The sequence below is a fragment of the Alsobacter sp. SYSU BS001988 genome, from assembly GCF_054796215.1.
Genome location: NZ_JBTAMK010000002.1, coordinates 258746 through 276107, shown reverse-complemented (window position 1 = coordinate 276107; position 17362 = coordinate 258746). Strand labels below are relative to the sequence as shown.

Here is a 17362-nt window from a genome sequence, read left to right as displayed (position 1 = left end):
GCCGGGTCAAATCCCGCGAACCGACGGTCGCAGGCGCTAGCCCACCCGCTGCACGAACCCGTCCAGCACCATCTTGCGCCCCGCCTTGTCGAAATCGATCGTGAGCTTGTTGCCGTCCACCGCCGCCACCGAGCCGTTGCCGAACTTGACGTGGAAGACGCGGTCGCCGCCGGAGAAGTCGCTGGTCGTCCCGGTCGACTTGGCGACGAGTTCGCCCTCGATCTGGAGCGGTCCCCGGCGCCCGCCGGAAGGGGCGCCATAAGCGGAAGGGCCGCGCTCGCCGAAGCCGCCGGTCTCCCGCGCGCGAGCCTGGGCGCGCTGCCAGCCCGGGGTGTCGTAGGTCGACCCGAAGGGCTGCGTCCGCTCGAACCGGCTGCCGCCATAGCCGCCGTAATGGGCGGGCGCCTCGGTCACCTCGACATGGTCCTCGGGCAGCTCGTCCACGAAGCGCGACGGGATGGTCGACTGCCACATGCCGTGGATGCGCCGGTTCGAGGCGAAGAAGATCTTGGCGCGCCGGCGGGCGCGGGTCAGGCCCACATAGGCCAGGCGGCGCTCCTCCTCCAGTCCGGCCTTGCCGCTCTCGTCCAGCGCGCGCTGGTTGGGGAACAGCCCCTCCTCCCAGCCGGGCAGGAACACGGTGTCGAACTCCAGGCCCTTGGCGCCGTGGAGGGTCATGATCGACACCTTCTCGGTGCTGTCGTTGTCGGTCGCCTCCATCACCAGCGACACGTGCTCGAGGAAGCCGCCGAGATCCGGGAACTCCTCCATGGAGCGGACGAGCTCCTTCAGGTTCTCCAGCCGGCCGGCGCTCTCGGCCGTGCGGTCCTTCTGCCACATCTCGGTGTAGCCGGACTCCTCCAGCACCAGCTCGGCGAGCTCGTTGTGCTTCATGCCCTCCACCCGCCCGGACCAGCGGCCGAAGGCGGCGGTGAGATCGCGAAGCGCGCTGCGCGGCTTGGGCTTCAGCTCGTCCGTCTCGACGAGCAGCCGGGCGGCCTGCATCAGCGGCACCCGCGCCTTGCGCGCATAGACGTGCAACTGCTCGATGGTGGCGTCGCCGAGGCCGCGCTTGGGCGTGTTGACGATGCGCTCGAAGGCGAGGTCGTCCGTCGGATTGGCGACGCAGCGCAGATAGGCGAGGGCGTCCCGGATCTCCAGGCGCTCGTAGAAGCGGGGGCCGCCGATCACCCGGTAAGGCAGGCCCAGCGTCACGAAGCGGTCCTCGATCTCGCGCATCTGGGCCGAGATGCGCACCAGCACGGCCATCTGGGCCAGCGACTGGCCCTTGTGCTGGAGCGCCTCGATCTCCTCGCCGATGAGGCGGGCCTCCTCCTCGGAGTCCCAGGCGCCGGTGAGCGTCACCTTCTCGCCGGCCTCGTCCTCCGTGTGCAGAGTCTTTCCGAGCCGGCCCTCGTTGTGGGCCACGAGGTGGGAGGCGGCGGACAGGATGTGGCCGGTGGAGCGGTAGTTGCGCTCCAGGCGCACGACGGTCGCGCCGGGGAAGTCGTGCTCGAAACGCAGGATGTTGTCGACCTCGGCGCCGCGCCAGCCATAGATCGACTGGTCGTCGTCCCCCACGCAGGAGACGTTGCGGCGGCCCTGCGCCAGCAGGCGCAGCCACAGATACTGGGCGACGTTGGTGTCCTGGTACTCGTCGACCAGGATGTATTTGAACCGCTCCTGGTAGGACTGCAGCACGTCCGGCTGCTCCCGGAACAGGCGCAGGTTCTCCAGCAGCAGGTCGCCGAAGTCGGCGGCGTTGAGCTGCTTCAGCCGGGCCTGGTAGGCGGCGTAGAGCTTGCCGCCCTTGCCGTTGGCGAAGGCGGCGGATTCGCCCGCCGGCACCTTGTCGGGCGTCAGGCCGCGGTTCTTCCAGCCGTCGATGAAGGCGGCGAGGGCGCGGGCCGGCCAGCGCTTCTCGTCGATGTTCTCGGCCTGGATCACCTGCCGCATGAGGCGGATCTGGTCGTCGGTGTCCAGGATGGTGAAGTCCGAGCGCAGCCCGACCAGTTCGGCGTGGCGGCGCAGGATCTTGGTGCCGATCGCGTGGAAGGTGCCGAGCCACGGCATCCCCTCGGCGACCCCGCCCAGGAGATGCCCGACGCGCTCCTTCATTTCGCGGGCGGCCTTGTTGGTGAAGGTCACGGCCAGGATCTGCGACGGATAGGCGAGGCCCGACGCGATGATGTGGGCGATGCGGGTGGTGAGGACCCGCGTCTTGCCGGTGCCGGCGCCGGCCAGCACGAGGACGGGACCCTCGGTGGCCTCGATCGCGCGGCGCTGCTCCGGGTTCAGGTTCGCCAGATAATGCGCGGCCGCCCCGCCGGACACGCCGGCGCGCGCCCGGGAGGCCAGGCCGCCTGGGCGCGGGACATACTCGTCGTCGAGGCTGAGAGGGTTGCTCACGAATGCTTTCCGTCGGCGGGCGATCCGGCAAGGGCGTGACGGCGAGCCGAAACTCGAGGCGGGCCGAAGCCGGCCGCCGCGCCGTCCTGTCGATCGCGCATGGTTCCGATTCGTTCTTATCTCAAAATGGAGCGAAAGGGGGGCGAAGTCGATCCGGGCGGCTCGGCGCGCCGCATTGACTGTGGGTTCCGGGCGCGACGGGATGGACCCGGCCCAGGACGGCTTGCGGTTCTAACCCAAAAAGGCCCATTCTCCGGCCCATCCTTTCCGGGCTTCCGATGTCCTCTTCCCTCTTCCTCGCCACGGTTCTGGCCGGCTTCATCTACGCCGTGACGCCCGGGCCGGCGTTCCTGGCCGTCTTCGCGTTGGCCGCCCAGCACGGACGGACCGCCGGGGCGCGCTTCCTGTTTGGTCATCTCGCCGGAGACATCGTGTGGGGCGGCCTGGCGCTGGCGGCGATCGTCGGCGTCAACGAGGTCGGGCCCGCGCTCTTCGACGCGCTGGGGATCGGCTGCGGCGTCTATCTCATCTATCTGGGCGCGAAGGCGGTGCTGGCCAAGGGGGGCGACGGCGGAGCGCCGGTGGGCGGGCTGCGGCCGATCCGCGCCGGGCTGGCCTTCGGCCTCACCAATCCCAAGGCCTATCCGGTGTCGCTGGCCGTGTTCACGGCGCTCACGGTGCGCCATGCGGCCGAGATCGCGTGGGACACGGCGCCCGGCCTGATGGGAGCCGCGATCCTGGGCTTCTTGCTGGGCTATCTCGTGATCCTGTTCTGGGCCGGCCTGCCCGTCGTGCGCCGGTTCTTCCTGAAGCACGGACGCATCGTGTCGCGCGTGGTGGGCGTCACCTTCATCCTGTTCGGGCTGAAGTCGCTGACCGACGCGGGGCGGAGCATCGCGGCGCGGGCGTGAGGCGGATGTTCAGTGCACGCCGGGCTTGGCCGCCAGCGCGCGGGCCGGGATGCCGATGACGCTGCCCAGCGCCTCGGGACGCGGCAGGCCGGAATGGGCGGCCTTCATGATCGCCAGGCTGGCGAGGATGTCGGGCGGGAACGGCGCGACCTTGCGCTCCGTCAGGTCGACATGGAGCATCATGTTCTCGGAGGTGGCGGAGAGCCAGAACTCGGTCGCGTGCCGAAGCTCCATGTAGACATGCATGCGCTTCTGGTCGAATTCGATGAGCTGCATGGTCGCCCGGACCGCGTCGGCCAGATGCACTTCGCGCCGGTACTGCACGTGGCATTCGGCCGTGAAGGTGGAGGCCTTGCGCTCCCGGACGTAATCCTCGCCCAAGCCGACGCGGGACAGGGCCTCATCCACCGCGCGATCGAACAGAACGTGGTAATAGGCCATGTTGAGATGGCCGTTATAGTCGATCCAGGCCGGCTCGATGCGCATCGTGGAGGACACGAAGGGCGCAAAGAAAAAGGCTGAATTCTCTGACGTCCTGGCCATGTGCTCCGTCGCCGACCGCTGACGCCGCGGCGCCTCAGGCGCCATGCGTCCATGGGCGCCGGCCATGCATCGGCGGCCGGCCATATTGCCCCTTCGGGCAAGCCGGTTAGGATGATCCCCCAAACGCCCCAGCGAAGGCAAGACGCAATGACGCAAGCGCCGCAAGACGCCGCACCCCCGAGGCTCAGCCACGAGGCGATCGTCTCGTTGACGCTCGACCTCAGCCGGCGGTTCGGCAACCGCGTGGTGACGAGCCAGGCGGTTCGCGAGCAGCACGCGAACACGCTGACCTGGACGGAGAACCAACCGCCGGACATCGTCGTCTATCCGGAGACGACCGAGGAGGTCGTCGAGATCGTGAAGCTCTGCGCCGCGCAGCGGGCGCCCATCATCCCGTTCGGGACGGGCACCTCCTTCGAGGGCCACACCAACGCGCCGCTGGGCGGCGTCTCGATCGACACCAGCCTGATGAAGCGCGTGCTCGCCGTTCACGCCGAGGATCTCGACTGCGTGGTCGAGCCGGGGATCACCCGCAAGGCCCTCAACGAGCACCTGCGCGACATGGGGCTGTTCTTCCCGATCGATCCCGGCGCGGACGCCTCCCTGGGCGGGATGACGTCGACGCGCGCCTCCGGGACGAACGCCGTCCGGTACGGGACCATGAAGGACAATGTCATCGCGGTGACGGCCGTGCTGGCCAATGGCGAGGTGGTGAAGACCGCCCGGCGGGCCCGCAAGTCGTCGGCCGGCTACGACCTGACCAGGCTGTTCGTGGGCGCCGAGGGCACGCTGGGGGTGATCACAGAGATCACGCTCCGGCTGCACGGCATCCCCGAGGCGATCTCGGCCGGGGTGTGCTCGTTTCCCTCGATCAAGGCGGCGTGCGACGCCACGATCGTGACGATCCAGTCCGGCATTCCGGTGGCGCGCATCGAACTCGCCGACGAGGCCCAGATCCGGGCGATCAACCTCTATTCCAAGCTCGACCTGCCGGAGCGGCCCATGCTGTTCGTGGAGTTCCACGGCACCGACCAGGGCGTCCGGGAACAGGCCGAGCGCTTCGGCGAGATCGCCGCCGACCATGGCGGGGGCGCGTTCGAATGGGCCACCAAGCCGGAGGAGCGGACGCGCCTGTGGCAGGCCCGCCATGACGCCTATTGGGCGGCGCACGCCCTGAGGCCCGGGGCGAAGAGCATTTCGACCGACGTCTGCGTGCCGATCTCCAGGCTCGCCGAATGCGTCGAGGAGACTCAGCGCGACATCGCCGAGAGCCGGCTGCTGGCGCCGATCGTCGGGCATGTCGGCGACGGCAATTTCCACGTCCTGCCGCTGGTCAGCATCGAGGACGCCGACGAGGTGGCCCGGGTGGAGGGTTTCGTGAAGCGCCTCGTGGAGCGCGCGCTCGCGATGGAGGGCACCTGCACGGGCGAGCATGGCGTCGGCCAGACCAAGATGAAGTATCTTCCCCAGGAGCATCCGGCGGCCACGCTGGACGCGATGAGGGCGATCAAGGCGGCGCTCGATCCCATGAACATCATGAACCCGGGCAAGATCCTGCCTCCCGCGCCCCTTGTTCATCCCGAGGTCCTGACCGCGTGAGGCTGGCCGCGGCGCATCCGGCGTCACCCTCGCGCCACGAAGTCGGCTAAGGTGGGCCGGTTTCTCCCCATGGAGCGAGACGCTGATCCTTGCGTGATTTTCTGACCGGCCTGGCGATCCTGGCGATCGTCGTCCTCGCGACGGCGCTCGCCGGACCGTATTTCGTCGATTGGACCGCGCATCGGGGCGCGATCGAGGAGAAGGTCGCGGCCGCCATCGGCGCCCCGGTGTCGATCGCCGGGCCCATCTCGGTCCGGCTGCTGCCATCGCCGCGGCTCGACGTGCAGGACGTCACGCTGAACCGGAGCGCGTCCGGCTCCGGGACCGGGCCGGTCGTCGCGATGGGCCGGCTGGCGGTCGAAGTGGCCGTGATGCCCCTCCTGCGCGGCGAGGTGCGCGTGGTCGAGGCGTTCCTGGACCAGCCGCGCCTCGAGGCCTCCCTGTCGGCGTCGGGAGACGTGGTCGGGCTCTCGGACTTCGCGTCGGCTCTCGACGCCGTCCAGGCGGTCGCGGTCGAGCGGCTGGTCGTGCGCGACGGCGTGCTGAGCCTGAAGGACGAGATGACCGGGCGGTCGTCCCTCGTGTCGGACATCGACGGAGAAGCGGACGCGCAGGCCCTCGTCGGGCCGTGGCGGGCCAACGCCCGCGCGCTGGTGGGCTCCACCCCCGTCGACCTGCGGGTGGCCACGGGGGCGCCCGAGCCCCAGGGCGCCCGGCTCAAGCTCGTCATCCAGGCGGTGAATGGGCATCAGCGCGGCGAGATCGACGGGCGGATCGCCGTCGACGGGTCGGGAGCCCACGCCTTCGACGGCCGGCTTCTCGCCGGCGGGCGGCTGCGCTGGCCGGACCGCGACGGCTTCTCTCAGAAGCCCTGGACCTTTTCGGCCGCGCTGAGGCTGAACGGCCGGACCGGCCAGCTCAGCCAGGCGGAACTGGAGGCCGGGGGCGAGGAGATCCCGGCCAAGTTCAGCGGAGACGGCCAGCTCGACCTCGGCGTCACCCCCCGCCTGAAGCTCGCGCTGGAGGCCAAGCAGATCGATCTCGACAAGCCCTTCACGCTCCAGGGCCGGACCGCGCCGCCTCCGGCCGAGGTGCTGGGCGCCTGGATCAACGCGTTCGGCCTCGACGAGGGCGGGCTTTCGCCGCCCCTGCCGATCGCCGCCACGGTGAAAGCGGGCTCGCTGCTGTTCGGCGGCGACGTGGTGACCGGCGCGAACGCCGACATCGTCGTGAACGGCCCGGCGATCGTCATCGAGCGCCTCCAGGCGGGGCTGCCGGGCGGGTCCGACGTGCAGCTCTCCGGCCGCGCCGAACTGGCGAATGGCGGACGTTTCGAGGGGCATGTCCGCGTCGCCTCCAAGGACGGTTCCCGGCTGCTGGGCTGGGCCGAGGCGGAGCGCTCGGGCCGATCCGGCCGGCTGGGCGACGCCAAGGACGTCGGCGTGGAGGCCGACGTGTCCCTGTCCCCCAGCGTCATGGCGGCGAGGGGGCTGAAGCTGCGGGTGGAGCGCTCCAACCTGCAGGGCGCGGTGCGTTATACGCCGCCCGAGGCGTCGGCGCGGGGACTGTTCGAGGCGCAGCTGACGTCCGACGGCCTCGCCATCGAGCAGGCGCCGGACGTCTCGACGCTCTCGGCGGCGGCGCAAGGCGTGGACGTCGCCGTGACGCTGAACGCCCGCAATGTCAGGGTCGGGCAGGCGAAGGGTCCCTCGGTCGGCGCCGGCCGGCTCGGCGTGAAGCTGTCGATGACGAGGGCGGGCCTGACGATCGACACGCTCGAGATCGCCGATGTGGGCGGCGCTTCGGTCACCGCCTCGGGCCAGGTGGGCGAGAGGGGCGGCAAGCTGGAGGCCGTCGTCGACGCCCGCAGGGTGGAGCCGTTGGCCGAGCTCCTGCGCAAGGTCGCGCCGGGGCGCTTCCCCGGCCTGCTGGCCTCGCGCGCCGCCGCGCTCAGCCCGCTCAAGCTGAAGCTTACGGCCTCCCGCTCCGCCGGGGCGACCGGACCGACCACGGTCTCGGTGGACGGGTCGGCGGCCGGGTCGCGGCTGTCCGGCTCCGCCCTTCTCGGCGGCGGACAGTCGGCCGACAAGGTCACGGCCAGCCTGAAGCTCGACGCCCCGGAAAGCGGCCCCTTCCTGCGCCAGCTCGGCTTCGACGCCCTGGCGCTGTCGGGCTTTGGCGGAGGGCGTCTCGCGATCGACGTGGACGGCCGGTTCGGCGGCGGGGCGACCCTGAAGGTGGCCGCCAACGCGGCGGGGGCGACGCTGTCGGGCGAGGGCCGGATCGGCCAGACCGCCCAGGATCCGGACGTGGCGGGACGGTTCACGCTCAGCGCCGCCGACGCCGGGCCGCTGATGCAGCTCCTCGCGGCGCCGGGACCCGACGTGCTCAGCCGCCTGCCCGTCGAGGCGCGCGCCGAGGTGTCGACGGCGGAGGGCCGCTGGACCTTCGCCGATCTCAGCGGGACCGTCGCGGCGCAGCCCTTCGCGGGCCGGCTCGCGGTCGACCTGGAGAAGGACACGCTCGATGGCGCATTGACGCTGGACAGGATTTCGGCCGCGACGGTCCTGGGCCTCGCCCTCGGTCCGACGCAGCCGCCCATCTCCGGGGCGGTCTGGTCGTCCAGCCGCTTCGCGTCCGTGCTGCCGCCGCCCTTCGCCACCACCATCGCGGTCCGGGGCAAGGTCCTGGACCTGGGGGACGCAGGCGTCGCCGCCGACCCGTCCTTCACGATGCGCTGGACCGCCGAGAACCTGGAGCTGGCCAAGCTCGACGGCGGCTACCGCGGGGGCCGGCTCGGCGGCGGGCTGACCATCCGCCGGCAGGGCGGGCTCGCCAATCTGGGCGGAAAGCTGACGCTGACGGGCGTGTCGCTTCCCGCGCTGTTCCCCGACGCCCAGGTGGCCGGGACGGTCGACGCCGAGTTCGACGGCGCGGCGGCGGGCGAGACCGCGTCGGCGCTGGCCGCCTCGCTCGCGGGCGGCGGCCGCCTTCAGATCCGCTCGATGGTGATCCCGAAGCTCGATCCCCAGGCGCTGCCCGCCACCGCGCAGGCGCTCGACGCCGACTCCAGCTATCCGGACGTGCAGCGCGTCGGGGGAGCCCTGAAGGCCGCGCTGGAGCGCTCAGGGCTGATCGTGCCCTCCCTCGACGCTCCGGTCACCATCACGGGAGGCGTGGTGCGGGCCGGGCCGGTTCTGGTCGAGGGCCAGACGAGCCTGCAGGGGGCGGCCACCTTCGACCTCAAGACCGGACGCTTCGACGGCCGGGCCAACATGACGGCGCAGGCGCCTGCCGGCTGGCTCGGCCCCGCTCCGCAAGCCGGCGTGGTCTGGCGCAAGACGCGGACCGGTCCGGCCGAGCGCGAGTTCGACGTGTCGCTGCTGACCAACACCCTCACCACGCACGCCGTCACCCGCGAGCTGGAGCGCATGGAGGCCCTGGAGGCGGACCTGCGCGAGCGGTCCTTCTTCGTGCGGCGCCTCAAGGCCGACCGCGACAGGCTGGAGCGCGAGCGGCGCGAGGCCGAAGAGGCGAAGGCCGCCGAGGAGGCCCGGATCGCCGAGGAGGCGCGCAAGGCCGAGGAGGCGAGGCTCGTGGCCGAGGCCAGACGCGTGGCCGAGCAAAGGGCGCAGGAGCATCGCCTGCAGATGCAGCGCGCCGAGGAGGAGCGGCTGCGTCTTCAGGCCCAGGAGGACGCGAGCCGCATCGCCGCCGAGGGCGCCCGGCGGGCCGAAGAGGCGAGGGCGGCCGAGCAGGCCCGGCAGGCCGACGCGTCCGCAAAGGGGCCGGGAAGCGACGACCCCAACGGGGCCGCGGAGGCGGCGCGAATCCTGGGCCGGGCGGCGCCTTCGGCGTCCATCGCGCCCTTGCCGCCGCCTCCGCCGCCGCCGAGCATCCCGGCGGGAAGCCCCGGTCAGCCCGCAGCGCCCTGAGCCGGCGCCGCGGCGCGCTCGGCCGGGGGGACGACGGGGGCCATGGCCCTGTAATGGGCCAGCACGGCGAGGCGGATCGCGGAGGACAGGTTTTCGCCCTGCCGGGCTGCGTCGATGCTGGTCACCAGGCCATTGAGGCTCAGGCCCCGGATCTGGGCGATGGCCTTGAGAGCCTCCCAGAAGGGCTCCTCGATGGAGACGCTGGTGCGATGCCCGGACAGCAGCACCGAGCGCTTGACGATCGAGGAGCGGTGGGCGCTCAAGACGGGTCGTCCGTCCGGCTTCCGGCCTCGCCGGCTGTGGGTTTGGGATCGATGTCGGCCGCGTTCAGGCGGTGACCCTCGTGGCGCCTTGCGGCGAGTTGGTCCTCGGCCGCTCGCAGGTCGCGCTCCGCCTTGGGACGGCCGAATTTGGCGCGGTTCTCCGCCGCGGCGGCGTCCGCCTGGGTGCGGGCCTTCGCCTTGCGGGCGCGCCGGAGATTGACGATGTCTGCGGTCATGGGACGCCGCGGCGGCGTTCAGGGCTTCTTGCGGAACGCATCGAGGCTGACCACCTCGGCTCCGCTGGCCGCCTTGTCGGCGTCCTCGTCGGCGTCGCCCTTGGCGGTCGCCGACCCGGCCTCAGCGGCCGGCTTGCCCGGACCGGGCTTGGCCGGCGCGATCCTGGCGGGCCCGCCCTTTGCGGCGCCCTGCTTCGGGGAGGGCAGCGCGGCCGGGCCCTTGGCGGACGAGGTCGAAGGAGCGCCGGCCGGAGAGGCCTCGGCGTCGTCCTCGTCGCCCTCGTCATTGTCGGCGTCCTCGGCCCCGGAGAGCTCGAATTTCAGGCCGAACTGGACGGAGGGATCGAAGAAGCCGGTCAGCGAATCGAACGGGACCAGCAGACGTTCCGGCACGCCCGAGAAGGAGAGCCCCACCTCGAAGGTGTGCTCGGTGAGGCCGAGGTCCCAGAACTGATGCTGGAGGACGATCGTCATCTCCTCCGGATATTTCTCGCGGAGCCGGTTGGAGATGCGCACGCCAGGGTCGCCGGTGCGGAAGGAAATGTAAAAGTGGTGCTCGCCCGGGAGGCCATGAGCCGCCGCATCGGCAAGAACCTTGCGGACCACGCCCTTGAGCGCGTCCTGGACCAGAAGATCGTAGCGGATGAGGTCCTGCGGCATTCCTGAACCGGCGCAAGGAAGGGAAAGTGGAGGCTTCTGTTGCCAGGCGCCTCCGGGCCCCGCCTTACGGTGCTACCCGCAAGGGCTTTGTTTAGGCGTCAGAGACCGCGTTACGCGGCCACCGCAACCTGAGCATAGTTGTCGTTGGCAACTATAAGTTTAGCCCGATAACGGCGGTACCATGCCGAGCGAAAGAGCACCCTTTACACCCACGTCGATCCTATTTCGCCCCCGCCGGAGCCCAGCTCAAAAGAGCAGGCGCTGGGTTCTGGTGGAGGCGCCGGGTACCGCCCCCGGGTCCGTAAGGCTTATTCCGATGACCGTTTATCGCTATAGACGCCCTTTCGGGCGACGATCGGAATATAGGGCCTCCCTCCCGCGAACGGAAGGGGCTGGGGGCGAAAGCGCAGCGAAAAGAGCGCTGGACAACGCGTCATGCAGGTTGCAGGGCCGCTGTTCGGCGTCGTGAATCGGGTTAAGCTCGACGCTCTCGGGGAGCGCCATGCACGCCTATCACGACCTCATGCGACGGATCCTCAGCAAGGGGACCGCGAAGTCCGACCGGACCGGCACCGGCACCCTGAGCGTGTTCGGCCACCAGATGCGCTTCGACCTCGCACAGGGCTTCCCCCTGGTGACGACCAAGAAGCTGCACCTGAAGTCCATCGTGCACGAGCTGCTCTGGTTCCTGGCCGGCGACACCAACGTGGCCTATCTGCAGGCCAACGGCGTGAGCATCTGGGACGAGTGGGCCGACGAGCAGGGCGATCTCGGCCCCGTCTACGGCAAGCAGTGGCGCAGCTGGGAGAAGCCGGACGGCGGCACGGTCGACCAGATCCGGTGGGTTCTCGACGAGATCCGTCGCAATCCGGACTCGCGCCGTCTCGTGGTGTCGGCGTGGAACCCGGCCGACCTCGACAGGATGGCCCTCGCGCCCTGCCATTGCCTGTTCCAGTTCTACGTGGCGGACGGCCGGCTCTCCTGCCAGCTCTACCAGCGCTCGGCCGACGTCTTCCTCGGCGTGCCGTTCAACATCGCCAGCTACGCCCTGCTCACCGCCATGGTGGCGCATGTCACGGGCCTGCAGCCCGGCGAGTTCGTGCACAGCTTCGGCGACGCGCATCTCTATTCGAACCACCTGGAGCAGGTGCGGCTGCAGCTGACCCGCGAGCCGAGGCCCCTGCCGCGGTTGGTCCTCAACCCGGACGTGAAGAGCCTGTTCGATTTCGCGTTCGAGGACGTTGTGATCGAAGGCTACGACCCCCACCCCGCCATCCGGGCGCCGGTGGCGGTCTGAGGCCGCCCGAAGCGCGAATTCAGAGTCGCCCATGACCCTCTCCGTTCGTCCCGCCGCCCGCGGCGATGCGCCCCTCGTCTTCGCCATGATCCGCGAGCTCGGCGAGTATGAACGCCTGTCGCATGAGATCGACGCCACGCCCGAGATGATCGGGGAGGCGCTGTTCGGCGAGGCGCCGAAGGTGTTCTGCGACATCGCCGAGCACCGGGGCGAGGCGTCGGGCTTCGCGCTGTGGTTCTACAGCTTCTCCACCTTCCGAGGCCGCTGCGGACTTTACCTGGAAGACCTCTATGTCCGCCCGCAGGCCCGGGGACATGGGCTCGGGAAGGCCCTCCTGGCGAATCTGGCCAAGCGCTGCGTCGCCGAGAACCTGGCGCGGCTCGAGTGGCAGGTTCTCGACTGGAACGAGCCGTCCATCGCCTTCTACAAGGCGCAGGGGGCCGAGACGCTCGACGACTGGACCCGGTGCCGCGTCACCGGAGAGGCGCTGTGGCGCCTCGCCGACCAGGCGCGGTGAGCGGGATGGCGCTGCCTCTCGTCAGCGTCGTGGCTGCGGCCGAGAACGGCGTCATCGGCCGGGACAACGGGCTGATCTGGCGCATCAAGACGGATCTGCGGCGTTTTCGCTCCCTGACGCTGGGCCGTCCCCTCGTGATGGGTCGCAAGACGTTCGAGTCGATCGGCAAGCCGCTGCCCGGGCGCGAGAGCATCATCGTCACACGCGATCCGGGCTTCGCCGCGCCGGGCGCGCATGTGGCGCACGGTTTGGACGAGGCGCTCCGCCTGGCGCAGGAGATCGGGGCCAGGATGCAGGCCGACAGCGTGGTGATCGGCGGCGGGGCGCAGATCTACGCCGAGACCATGGATCTGGTCGACCGGATTCACCTCACGCTGGTGAAGAGCGCCCCGGCCGGCGACGCGACGTTTCCGCAGATCGATTCCACCCGGTTCCGGGAGGCCCGGCGCGAGGACCACCCGGCCGGACCCGACGACGAATTCGCCTTCTCGTTCATCGATTTCGTCCGCCGATAGGGCCGCCGGCGGCCACCCTGCGCGATCTTCGTCAACCATCCGGCCGAGCCTCCGTTGACGAAGCGCAGACGACACCCCACTTCCGTGCGATAAACGCGCCTTGGCGGGCCCTTCGGGGCGAAGCCCAGGCATAACAACGACCAGAGCGGAAGAGGACACCTGGATGCCTTGGAGCAATCAAAGCGGAGGGGGAGGCCCCTGGGGACCCCGCAAGCAGGGGCCATGGGGCACCGGTCCGCAGGGCGGCGGGGGCGGCAACGGCTCTCCGCCTGACCTGGAAGAGCTCCTTCGCCGCAGCCAGGACAAGCTGCGCCAGGTGATGCCGGGCGGCGGGATGGGCGGGCGCGGCGTCGCCGCCATCGCGCTCGGCGCCGTGCTCCTGTGGCTGGCGACGGGCTTCTACACGGTGCGCCAGGAGGAGATCGGCCTCAACCTCGTGTTCGGCAAATATGTCGGCGCCACCCAGCCCGGCCTGAACTACAACTATCCCGCGCCGATCGGCCGCGTGGAGAAGCGCCCGGTCACGACCGTGAACACCACCGAGGTCGGCTACCGCAGCGCCGAGGGCAACCGCCGCAGCGGCTTCCGCGACGTGCTGGAAGAGAGCCTGATGCTGACCGGCGACGAGAACATCGTCGACATCGACTATGCGGTGCAGTGGCAGATCAACCCGGCACGGGCCGCCGACTACGCCTTCAACATCCAGGCGCCCGAAGCCTCCGTGAAGGCGGTCGCCGAGGCCTCGATGCGCGAGGTGGTGGGCCGCCGCAACATCCAGCAGATCCTGACCACCGACCGCGGCGCGATCGAGACCGAAGTCCGCCAGCTGATGCAGGACGTGCTGAACACCTACAAGTCCGGCGTCGAGGTCCGCCTCGTCCAGCTGCAGAAAGTGGATCCGCCGCAGCAGGTCATCGACGCGTTCCGCGACGTCCAGGCGGCGCGCCAGGACCAGGACCGCGCCCGCAACGAGGCCGAGACCTACGCCAGCAAGGTGGTGCCCGAGGCCCGAGGCGAGGCCGCGCGCATCGTCCAGGAGGCGGAGGCCTATCGCGAGCGCATCATCGCCGAGGCCAACGGCCAGGCGAGCCGCTTCAAGCAGGTCTATGAGGAATACCGCAAGGCGCCCGACGTCACTCGCGAGCGCATGTATCTGGAGACGATGGAACGCGTCTTCGGCGGGACCGACAAGATCATCCTCGACAACAAGAACGGGAATGGACAGGGCGTGGTGCCATATCTGCCGCTCAACGAACTCCAGCGCCGTCCGACGCAGGGAGCGCAGAAATGAACTCGACCGTCCGTCTGGTCACGGCCATCGCGCTTCTTCTCCTCGCCGTGCTGCTCTACAGCTCCACCTTCGTGGTGCAGCAGACCTCGCAGGCGCTGGTGTTCCGCTTCGGCAAGGTGGCGCGCGCTCCGATCACGGAGCCGGGCCTCTACTTCAAGGCGCCCTTCATCGACGTCGTCGTCGACATCGACAAGCGCATCCTCGATCTCGAGCTGCCTTCGCAGGAGGTCATCGCCTCCGATCAGAAGCGCCTCGTGGTCGACGCGTTCACGCGCTTCAGGGTCACCGATCCGCTGCGCTTCTACCAGAGCGTCGGGAACGTCCCGGGGGCGGCCTCGCGGCTGACCTCGATCGTCAACTCGACCGTCCGCACGGTCCTGGCGGACGCGAGCTTCACCGCGGTGGTGCGGACCGACCGCCAGGCGCTGATGCACAAGATCCGCGACGACGTGAACCGCCAGGCCGGAGGCCTCGGCATCGAGGTCGTCGACGTGCGGCTGCGGCGCGCGGACCTGCCGGAGCAGAACAGCCAGGCTGTGTTCCAGCGCATGCAGACGGAGCGCCAGCGCGAGGCGGCGGACATCCGCGCCAACGGCTCGCAGATGTCGCAGACCATCAAGGCGAAGGCGGACCGCGACGTCGTGGTGCTGCGCGCCGACGCCACCCGCCGCGCGGACGAATTGCGAGGCAATGGCGAGGCCGAGAAGAACAGGCTGCTGGCGGACGCGTTCAACCGCGATCCGGACTTCTTCTCCTTCTACCGCTCCATGCAGGCCTATGAGACCGCCATGAAGACCGGCGACACCCGCATGGTGCTCACGCCGGACTCGGAGTTCTTCCGCTACTTCGGCGATCCGACGGCCAAGCCCAAGGAGCAGGGACGGCTGCCGGCCACGCTGGCCCCCGCGCCGCCTCCGGGCGTCTCGACTGCGGCTCCGCCCGCGCCGGGCGAGGCCAAGCCCTGACCGGGCGAGCCTTCCCTCCTGGCGGCGGCCGGGCGCCTGGCGATCCAGGCGGCCCGGGCGCCGCGCGCAAGCCCCGGGGCTCTTCTCGATCGGGAGAGGCCCGGGCGTGACGGATTTCATGGCCGGGGTGGGCCTCGTCTTCGCCATCGAGGGCTTGCTGTTCGCGGCCTTCCCGGCCTTCGTGCGCAGCCGCATGACCGAGGCGCTCGCGCTCGGCGAGGGCCGCATGCGCGCCGTGGGCCTGGTCAGCGCCGCGCTTGGGGTGGCGCTGGTCTGGCTCTGCCGGTCGGCCCTGCGCTGAGGCTGCGTGCGGCATGGCGCGCGGTCGGCGTGAGTTTCTCGCGGCCTCTCGCCTGCGCCCGTAATCCGCCCTAAATTCTCTCTAACTCAGCGACCAACCCGCCCCCTTGCGATGGTCCGGCCTGCGGGCGCCTTCCGGCCTCTCGGCTGCGGACCATCACGCGAATGAACAGAGGACGTCCATGGCCCAGCCCATCCTGATCACCCTGAGGCGCACGGCGATCGCGGCGGCCGCGGCCGCGGCCCTCGGAGCCGGCTCGATCGCGGCCCCCACTCTGGCCCTCGCCCGGTCCGCGCCGGAGTCCTTCGCGGACCTCGCCGAGCAGGTCACCGATGCGGTGGTCAACATCTCGGCGTCCACGACCGTGACGGAGCAGCGTTCGGTACCCACGCCGCAGCTTCCGCCGGGGTCGCCGTTCCAGGAGTTCTTCGACGATTTCTTCAACCAACGCGGGCAGAACGGCGAGCAGGGCGCCCCGCGCCCGCAGCGCCGCTCCAATTCGCTCGGCTCCGGCTTCGTGGTCGATCCGTCGGGTCTCGTGATCACCAACAACCACGTGATCGGCGACGCCAACGACGTCACCGTCATCTTCAATGACGGCCGCAAGCTGAAAGCCGAGGTGGTCGGCAAGGACGCCAAGGTCGACCTCGCCGTGCTGCGGGTGAAGTCGGACAAGCCGCTCAAGTCGGTGAAGTTCGGCGACAGCGACAAGTCGCGCATCGGCGACTGGGTGATCGCCATCGGCAACCCGTTCGGCCTCGGCGGGTCGGTCTCGGCCGGCATCGTGTCCGCCCGCAACCGCGACATCTCGGACCAGAGCTACGGCCACTACATCCAGACCGACGCGGCCATCAACAAGGGCAATTCGGGCGGACCGCTGTTCAACATGGACGGCGAGGTCATCGGCATCAACACCGCCATCCTGTCGCCCTCGGGGGGCTCCATCGGCATCGGCTTCTCGGTGCCGTCCAACATGGCCAAGCCCGTCATCGACCAGCTCGTGCAATATGGCGAGACGCGCCGCGGCTGGCTCGGCGTCCGCATCCAGAACGTCGACGACGCCATCGCGGAGAGCCTCGGCCTCGGATCGCCGCGCGGCGCCCTGGTGGCCGGCATCGACGAGAAGGGCCCGGCCAAGCCCGCCGGGATCGAGGCCGGCGACGTCATCGTCAAGTTCGACGGCGTCGACGTGAAGGAATCGAAGGACCTGCCCCGCATCGTCGGCCAGACGCCGGTGGGCAAGGAGGTCGCCGTCGGGATCATCCGCAAGGGCAAGGAAGAGACCAAGACGGTGAAGCTCGGCCGTCTCGAGGACGGCGAGAAGCAGGCCAAGTTCGCCAGCAACGGCCAGGGCGGCGGCGAGCCGGAGAAGCCGGCGATCAAGAAGGCGCTGGGCCTGGAGCTCTCGGGGCTGACGGACGACCTGCGCCGGCGCTACTCCATCAAGGACAACGTGAAGGGCGTCGTGGTGGGCCGCGTCGACCCGAACTCCCCGGCCGCCGACAAGCGCATCCAGCCCGGCGACGTCATCGTCGAGGTTCAGCAGGAGCCCGTGACGACGCCCGACGCCGTGGCGCGCCGGATCGACGCCCTCAAGAAGGACGGCAAGAAGTCCGCCCTCCTGCTTGTGGCGAACGCCCAGGGCGAAGTGCGCTTCGTGGCCGTCGGGCTGGACTGACCCACGCAAGCTCGATCGGCCCCCTCTCCCCGGGACGGGGGGAGGGCTGGGGTGAGGGTGGCCGGGCGGGCGGCTCCCCCTCATCCGGCCTCGCTGCGCTCGGCTGCGTTCTCCCCGTTCCGGGGAGAAGGGGATGCCCCGGCGACTCAGCTTTCTTTTTTGGAGAGCCTTCTCCGTGCACCTCACCTTCGAGACACATCGCCAAGAGGCGATGTTCCTCAGGATGAGGGGTCTGGAGCACT

The 17362-nt window shown here is 70.1% G+C and carries 15 protein-coding genes and 1 other RNA gene; 10 read left to right on the top strand and 6 right to left on the bottom strand.

What is annotated here, in order from left to right; all coding sequences use genetic code 11:
* Nucleotides 1-36: 36 nt before the first annotated feature.
* The gene (locus ACYVO7_RS05320; RefSeq protein WP_460448798.1) at nt 37-2409 is read right to left on the bottom strand and encodes an ATP-dependent helicase; all 2373 of its coding nucleotides are present in this window, start codon (nt 2407-2409) and stop codon (nt 37-39) included.
* Nucleotides 2410-2687: 278 nt separating this feature from the next.
* Here ACYVO7_RS05320 and ACYVO7_RS05315 point away from each other — a divergent pair, with 278 nt between their 5' ends.
* Entirely contained in the window at nt 2688-3320 is a 633-nt protein-coding gene (locus ACYVO7_RS05315) for a LysE family translocator (protein ID WP_460448797.1), read from the top strand.
* A 9-nt stretch (nt 3321-3329) separates the two neighbouring features.
* On the opposite strand, the gene ACYVO7_RS05310 is transcribed toward ACYVO7_RS05315, so the two are convergent.
* Nucleotides 3330-3863 (bottom strand): thioesterase family protein, encoded by a 534-nt coding sequence (locus tag ACYVO7_RS05310; protein ID WP_460448796.1) that lies wholly within the window; start codon nt 3861-3863, stop codon nt 3330-3332.
* 147 nt (nt 3864-4010) lie between these two features.
* Here ACYVO7_RS05310 and ACYVO7_RS05305 point away from each other — a divergent pair, with 147 nt between their 5' ends.
* A complete protein-coding gene (locus ACYVO7_RS05305; RefSeq protein ID WP_460448795.1) occupies nt 4011-5462 on the top strand; it encodes an FAD-linked oxidase C-terminal domain-containing protein in 1452 nt (483 codons plus the stop codon).
* Nucleotides 5463-5551: 89 nt separating this feature from the next.
* Nucleotides 5552-9397, top strand: a complete 3846-nt coding sequence (locus tag ACYVO7_RS05300) for an AsmA family protein (protein ID WP_460448794.1) — start codon at nt 5552-5554, stop codon at nt 9395-9397.
* On the opposite strand, the gene ACYVO7_RS05295 is transcribed toward ACYVO7_RS05300, so the two are convergent.
* The 4 genes from ACYVO7_RS05295 to ssrA form a co-directional block, all read right to left on the bottom strand.
* Nucleotides 9379-9660: a ribbon-helix-helix domain-containing protein gene (locus ACYVO7_RS05295; RefSeq protein ID WP_460448793.1), complete on the bottom strand. Its 282-nt coding sequence runs from the start codon at nt 9658-9660 to the stop codon at nt 9379-9381. The two genes, ACYVO7_RS05300 and ACYVO7_RS05295, sit on opposite strands and share 19 nt — an antisense overlap.
* Nucleotides 9657-9896: a DUF4169 family protein gene (locus ACYVO7_RS05290; protein WP_460448792.1), complete on the bottom strand. Its 240-nt coding sequence runs from the start codon at nt 9894-9896 to the stop codon at nt 9657-9659. Before ACYVO7_RS05290 ends, ACYVO7_RS05295 begins: the two co-directional genes overlap by 4 nt.
* Before the next feature lie 18 nt (nt 9897-9914).
* Nucleotides 9915-10556 (bottom strand): SspB family protein, encoded by a 642-nt coding sequence (locus ACYVO7_RS05285; RefSeq protein ID WP_460448791.1) that lies wholly within the window; start codon nt 10554-10556, stop codon nt 9915-9917.
* Between the two features lie 25 nt (nt 10557-10581).
* Nucleotides 10582-10948: a transfer-messenger RNA gene (gene ssrA, locus ACYVO7_RS05280) on the bottom strand.
* Between the two features lie 110 nt (nt 10949-11058).
* On the opposite strand from ssrA, the gene ACYVO7_RS05275 reads away from it, so the two are divergent.
* From ACYVO7_RS05275 to ACYVO7_RS05245, 7 genes are all read left to right on the top strand, one after another.
* Nucleotides 11059-11853, top strand: coding sequence for a thymidylate synthase (locus tag ACYVO7_RS05275; RefSeq protein WP_460448790.1), 795 nt, complete (start codon nt 11059-11061; stop codon nt 11851-11853).
* 31 nt (nt 11854-11884) lie between these two features.
* Complete coding sequence (locus tag ACYVO7_RS05270) at nt 11885-12370, top strand: GNAT family N-acetyltransferase (protein WP_460448789.1); 486 nt, start codon at nt 11885-11887, stop codon at nt 12368-12370.
* Between the two features lie 5 nt (nt 12371-12375).
* Nucleotides 12376-12885 carry a dihydrofolate reductase gene (locus ACYVO7_RS05265; RefSeq protein ID WP_460448788.1) on the top strand — a complete coding sequence of 170 codons (510 nt, stop codon included), beginning with the start codon at nt 12376-12378 and terminating at the stop codon, nt 12883-12885.
* A gap of 163 nt (nt 12886-13048) precedes the next feature.
* Nucleotides 13049-14176, top strand: coding sequence for an FtsH protease activity modulator HflK (gene hflK, locus ACYVO7_RS05260; protein ID WP_406854284.1), 1128 nt, complete (start codon nt 13049-13051; stop codon nt 14174-14176).
* Nucleotides 14173-15141, top strand: a complete 969-nt coding sequence (hflC, locus tag ACYVO7_RS05255; protein ID WP_460448787.1) for a protease modulator HflC — start codon at nt 14173-14175, stop codon at nt 15139-15141. Before hflK ends, hflC begins: the two co-directional genes overlap by 4 nt.
* Nucleotides 15142-15247: 106 nt before the next feature.
* Entirely contained in the window at nt 15248-15442 is a 195-nt protein-coding gene (locus ACYVO7_RS05250; RefSeq protein ID WP_460448786.1) for a DUF2065 domain-containing protein, read from the top strand.
* 181 nt (nt 15443-15623) lie between these two features.
* Complete coding sequence (locus ACYVO7_RS05245) at nt 15624-17120, top strand: DegQ family serine endoprotease (protein WP_460448785.1); 1497 nt, start codon at nt 15624-15626, stop codon at nt 17118-17120.
* Nucleotides 17121-17362: the final 242 nt, after the last annotated feature.

Bases quoted from the DNA above. Each gene is read 5' to 3' on its own strand.
- ACYVO7_RS05315 (WP_460448797.1), top strand. From the start codon at position 2,688: ATGTCCTCTTCCCTCTTCCTCGCCACGGTTCTGGCCGGCTTCATCTAC.
- ACYVO7_RS05310 (WP_460448796.1), bottom strand. From the start codon at position 3,863: ATGGCCAGGACGTCAGAGAATTCAGCCTTTTTCTTTGCGCCCTTCGTG.
- ACYVO7_RS05305 (WP_460448795.1), top strand. From the start codon at position 4,011: ATGACGCAAGCGCCGCAAGACGCCGCACCCCCGAGGCTCAGCCACGAG.
- ACYVO7_RS05290 (WP_460448792.1), bottom strand. From the start codon at position 9,896: ATGACCGCAGACATCGTCAATCTCCGGCGCGCCCGCAAGGCGAAGGCC.
- ACYVO7_RS05285 (WP_460448791.1), bottom strand. From the start codon at position 10,556: ATGCCGCAGGACCTCATCCGCTACGATCTTCTGGTCCAGGACGCGCTC.
- ACYVO7_RS05275 (WP_460448790.1), top strand. From the start codon at position 11,059: ATGCACGCCTATCACGACCTCATGCGACGGATCCTCAGCAAGGGGACC.
- ACYVO7_RS05270 (WP_460448789.1), top strand. From the start codon at position 11,885: ATGACCCTCTCCGTTCGTCCCGCCGCCCGCGGCGATGCGCCCCTCGTC.
- ACYVO7_RS05265 (WP_460448788.1), top strand. From the start codon at position 12,376: ATGGCGCTGCCTCTCGTCAGCGTCGTGGCTGCGGCCGAGAACGGCGTC.
- hflK (WP_406854284.1), top strand. From the start codon at position 13,049: ATGCCTTGGAGCAATCAAAGCGGAGGGGGAGGCCCCTGGGGACCCCGC.
- hflC (WP_460448787.1), top strand. From the start codon at position 14,173: ATGAACTCGACCGTCCGTCTGGTCACGGCCATCGCGCTTCTTCTCCTC.
- ACYVO7_RS05245 (WP_460448785.1), top strand. From the start codon at position 15,624: ATGGCCCAGCCCATCCTGATCACCCTGAGGCGCACGGCGATCGCGGCG.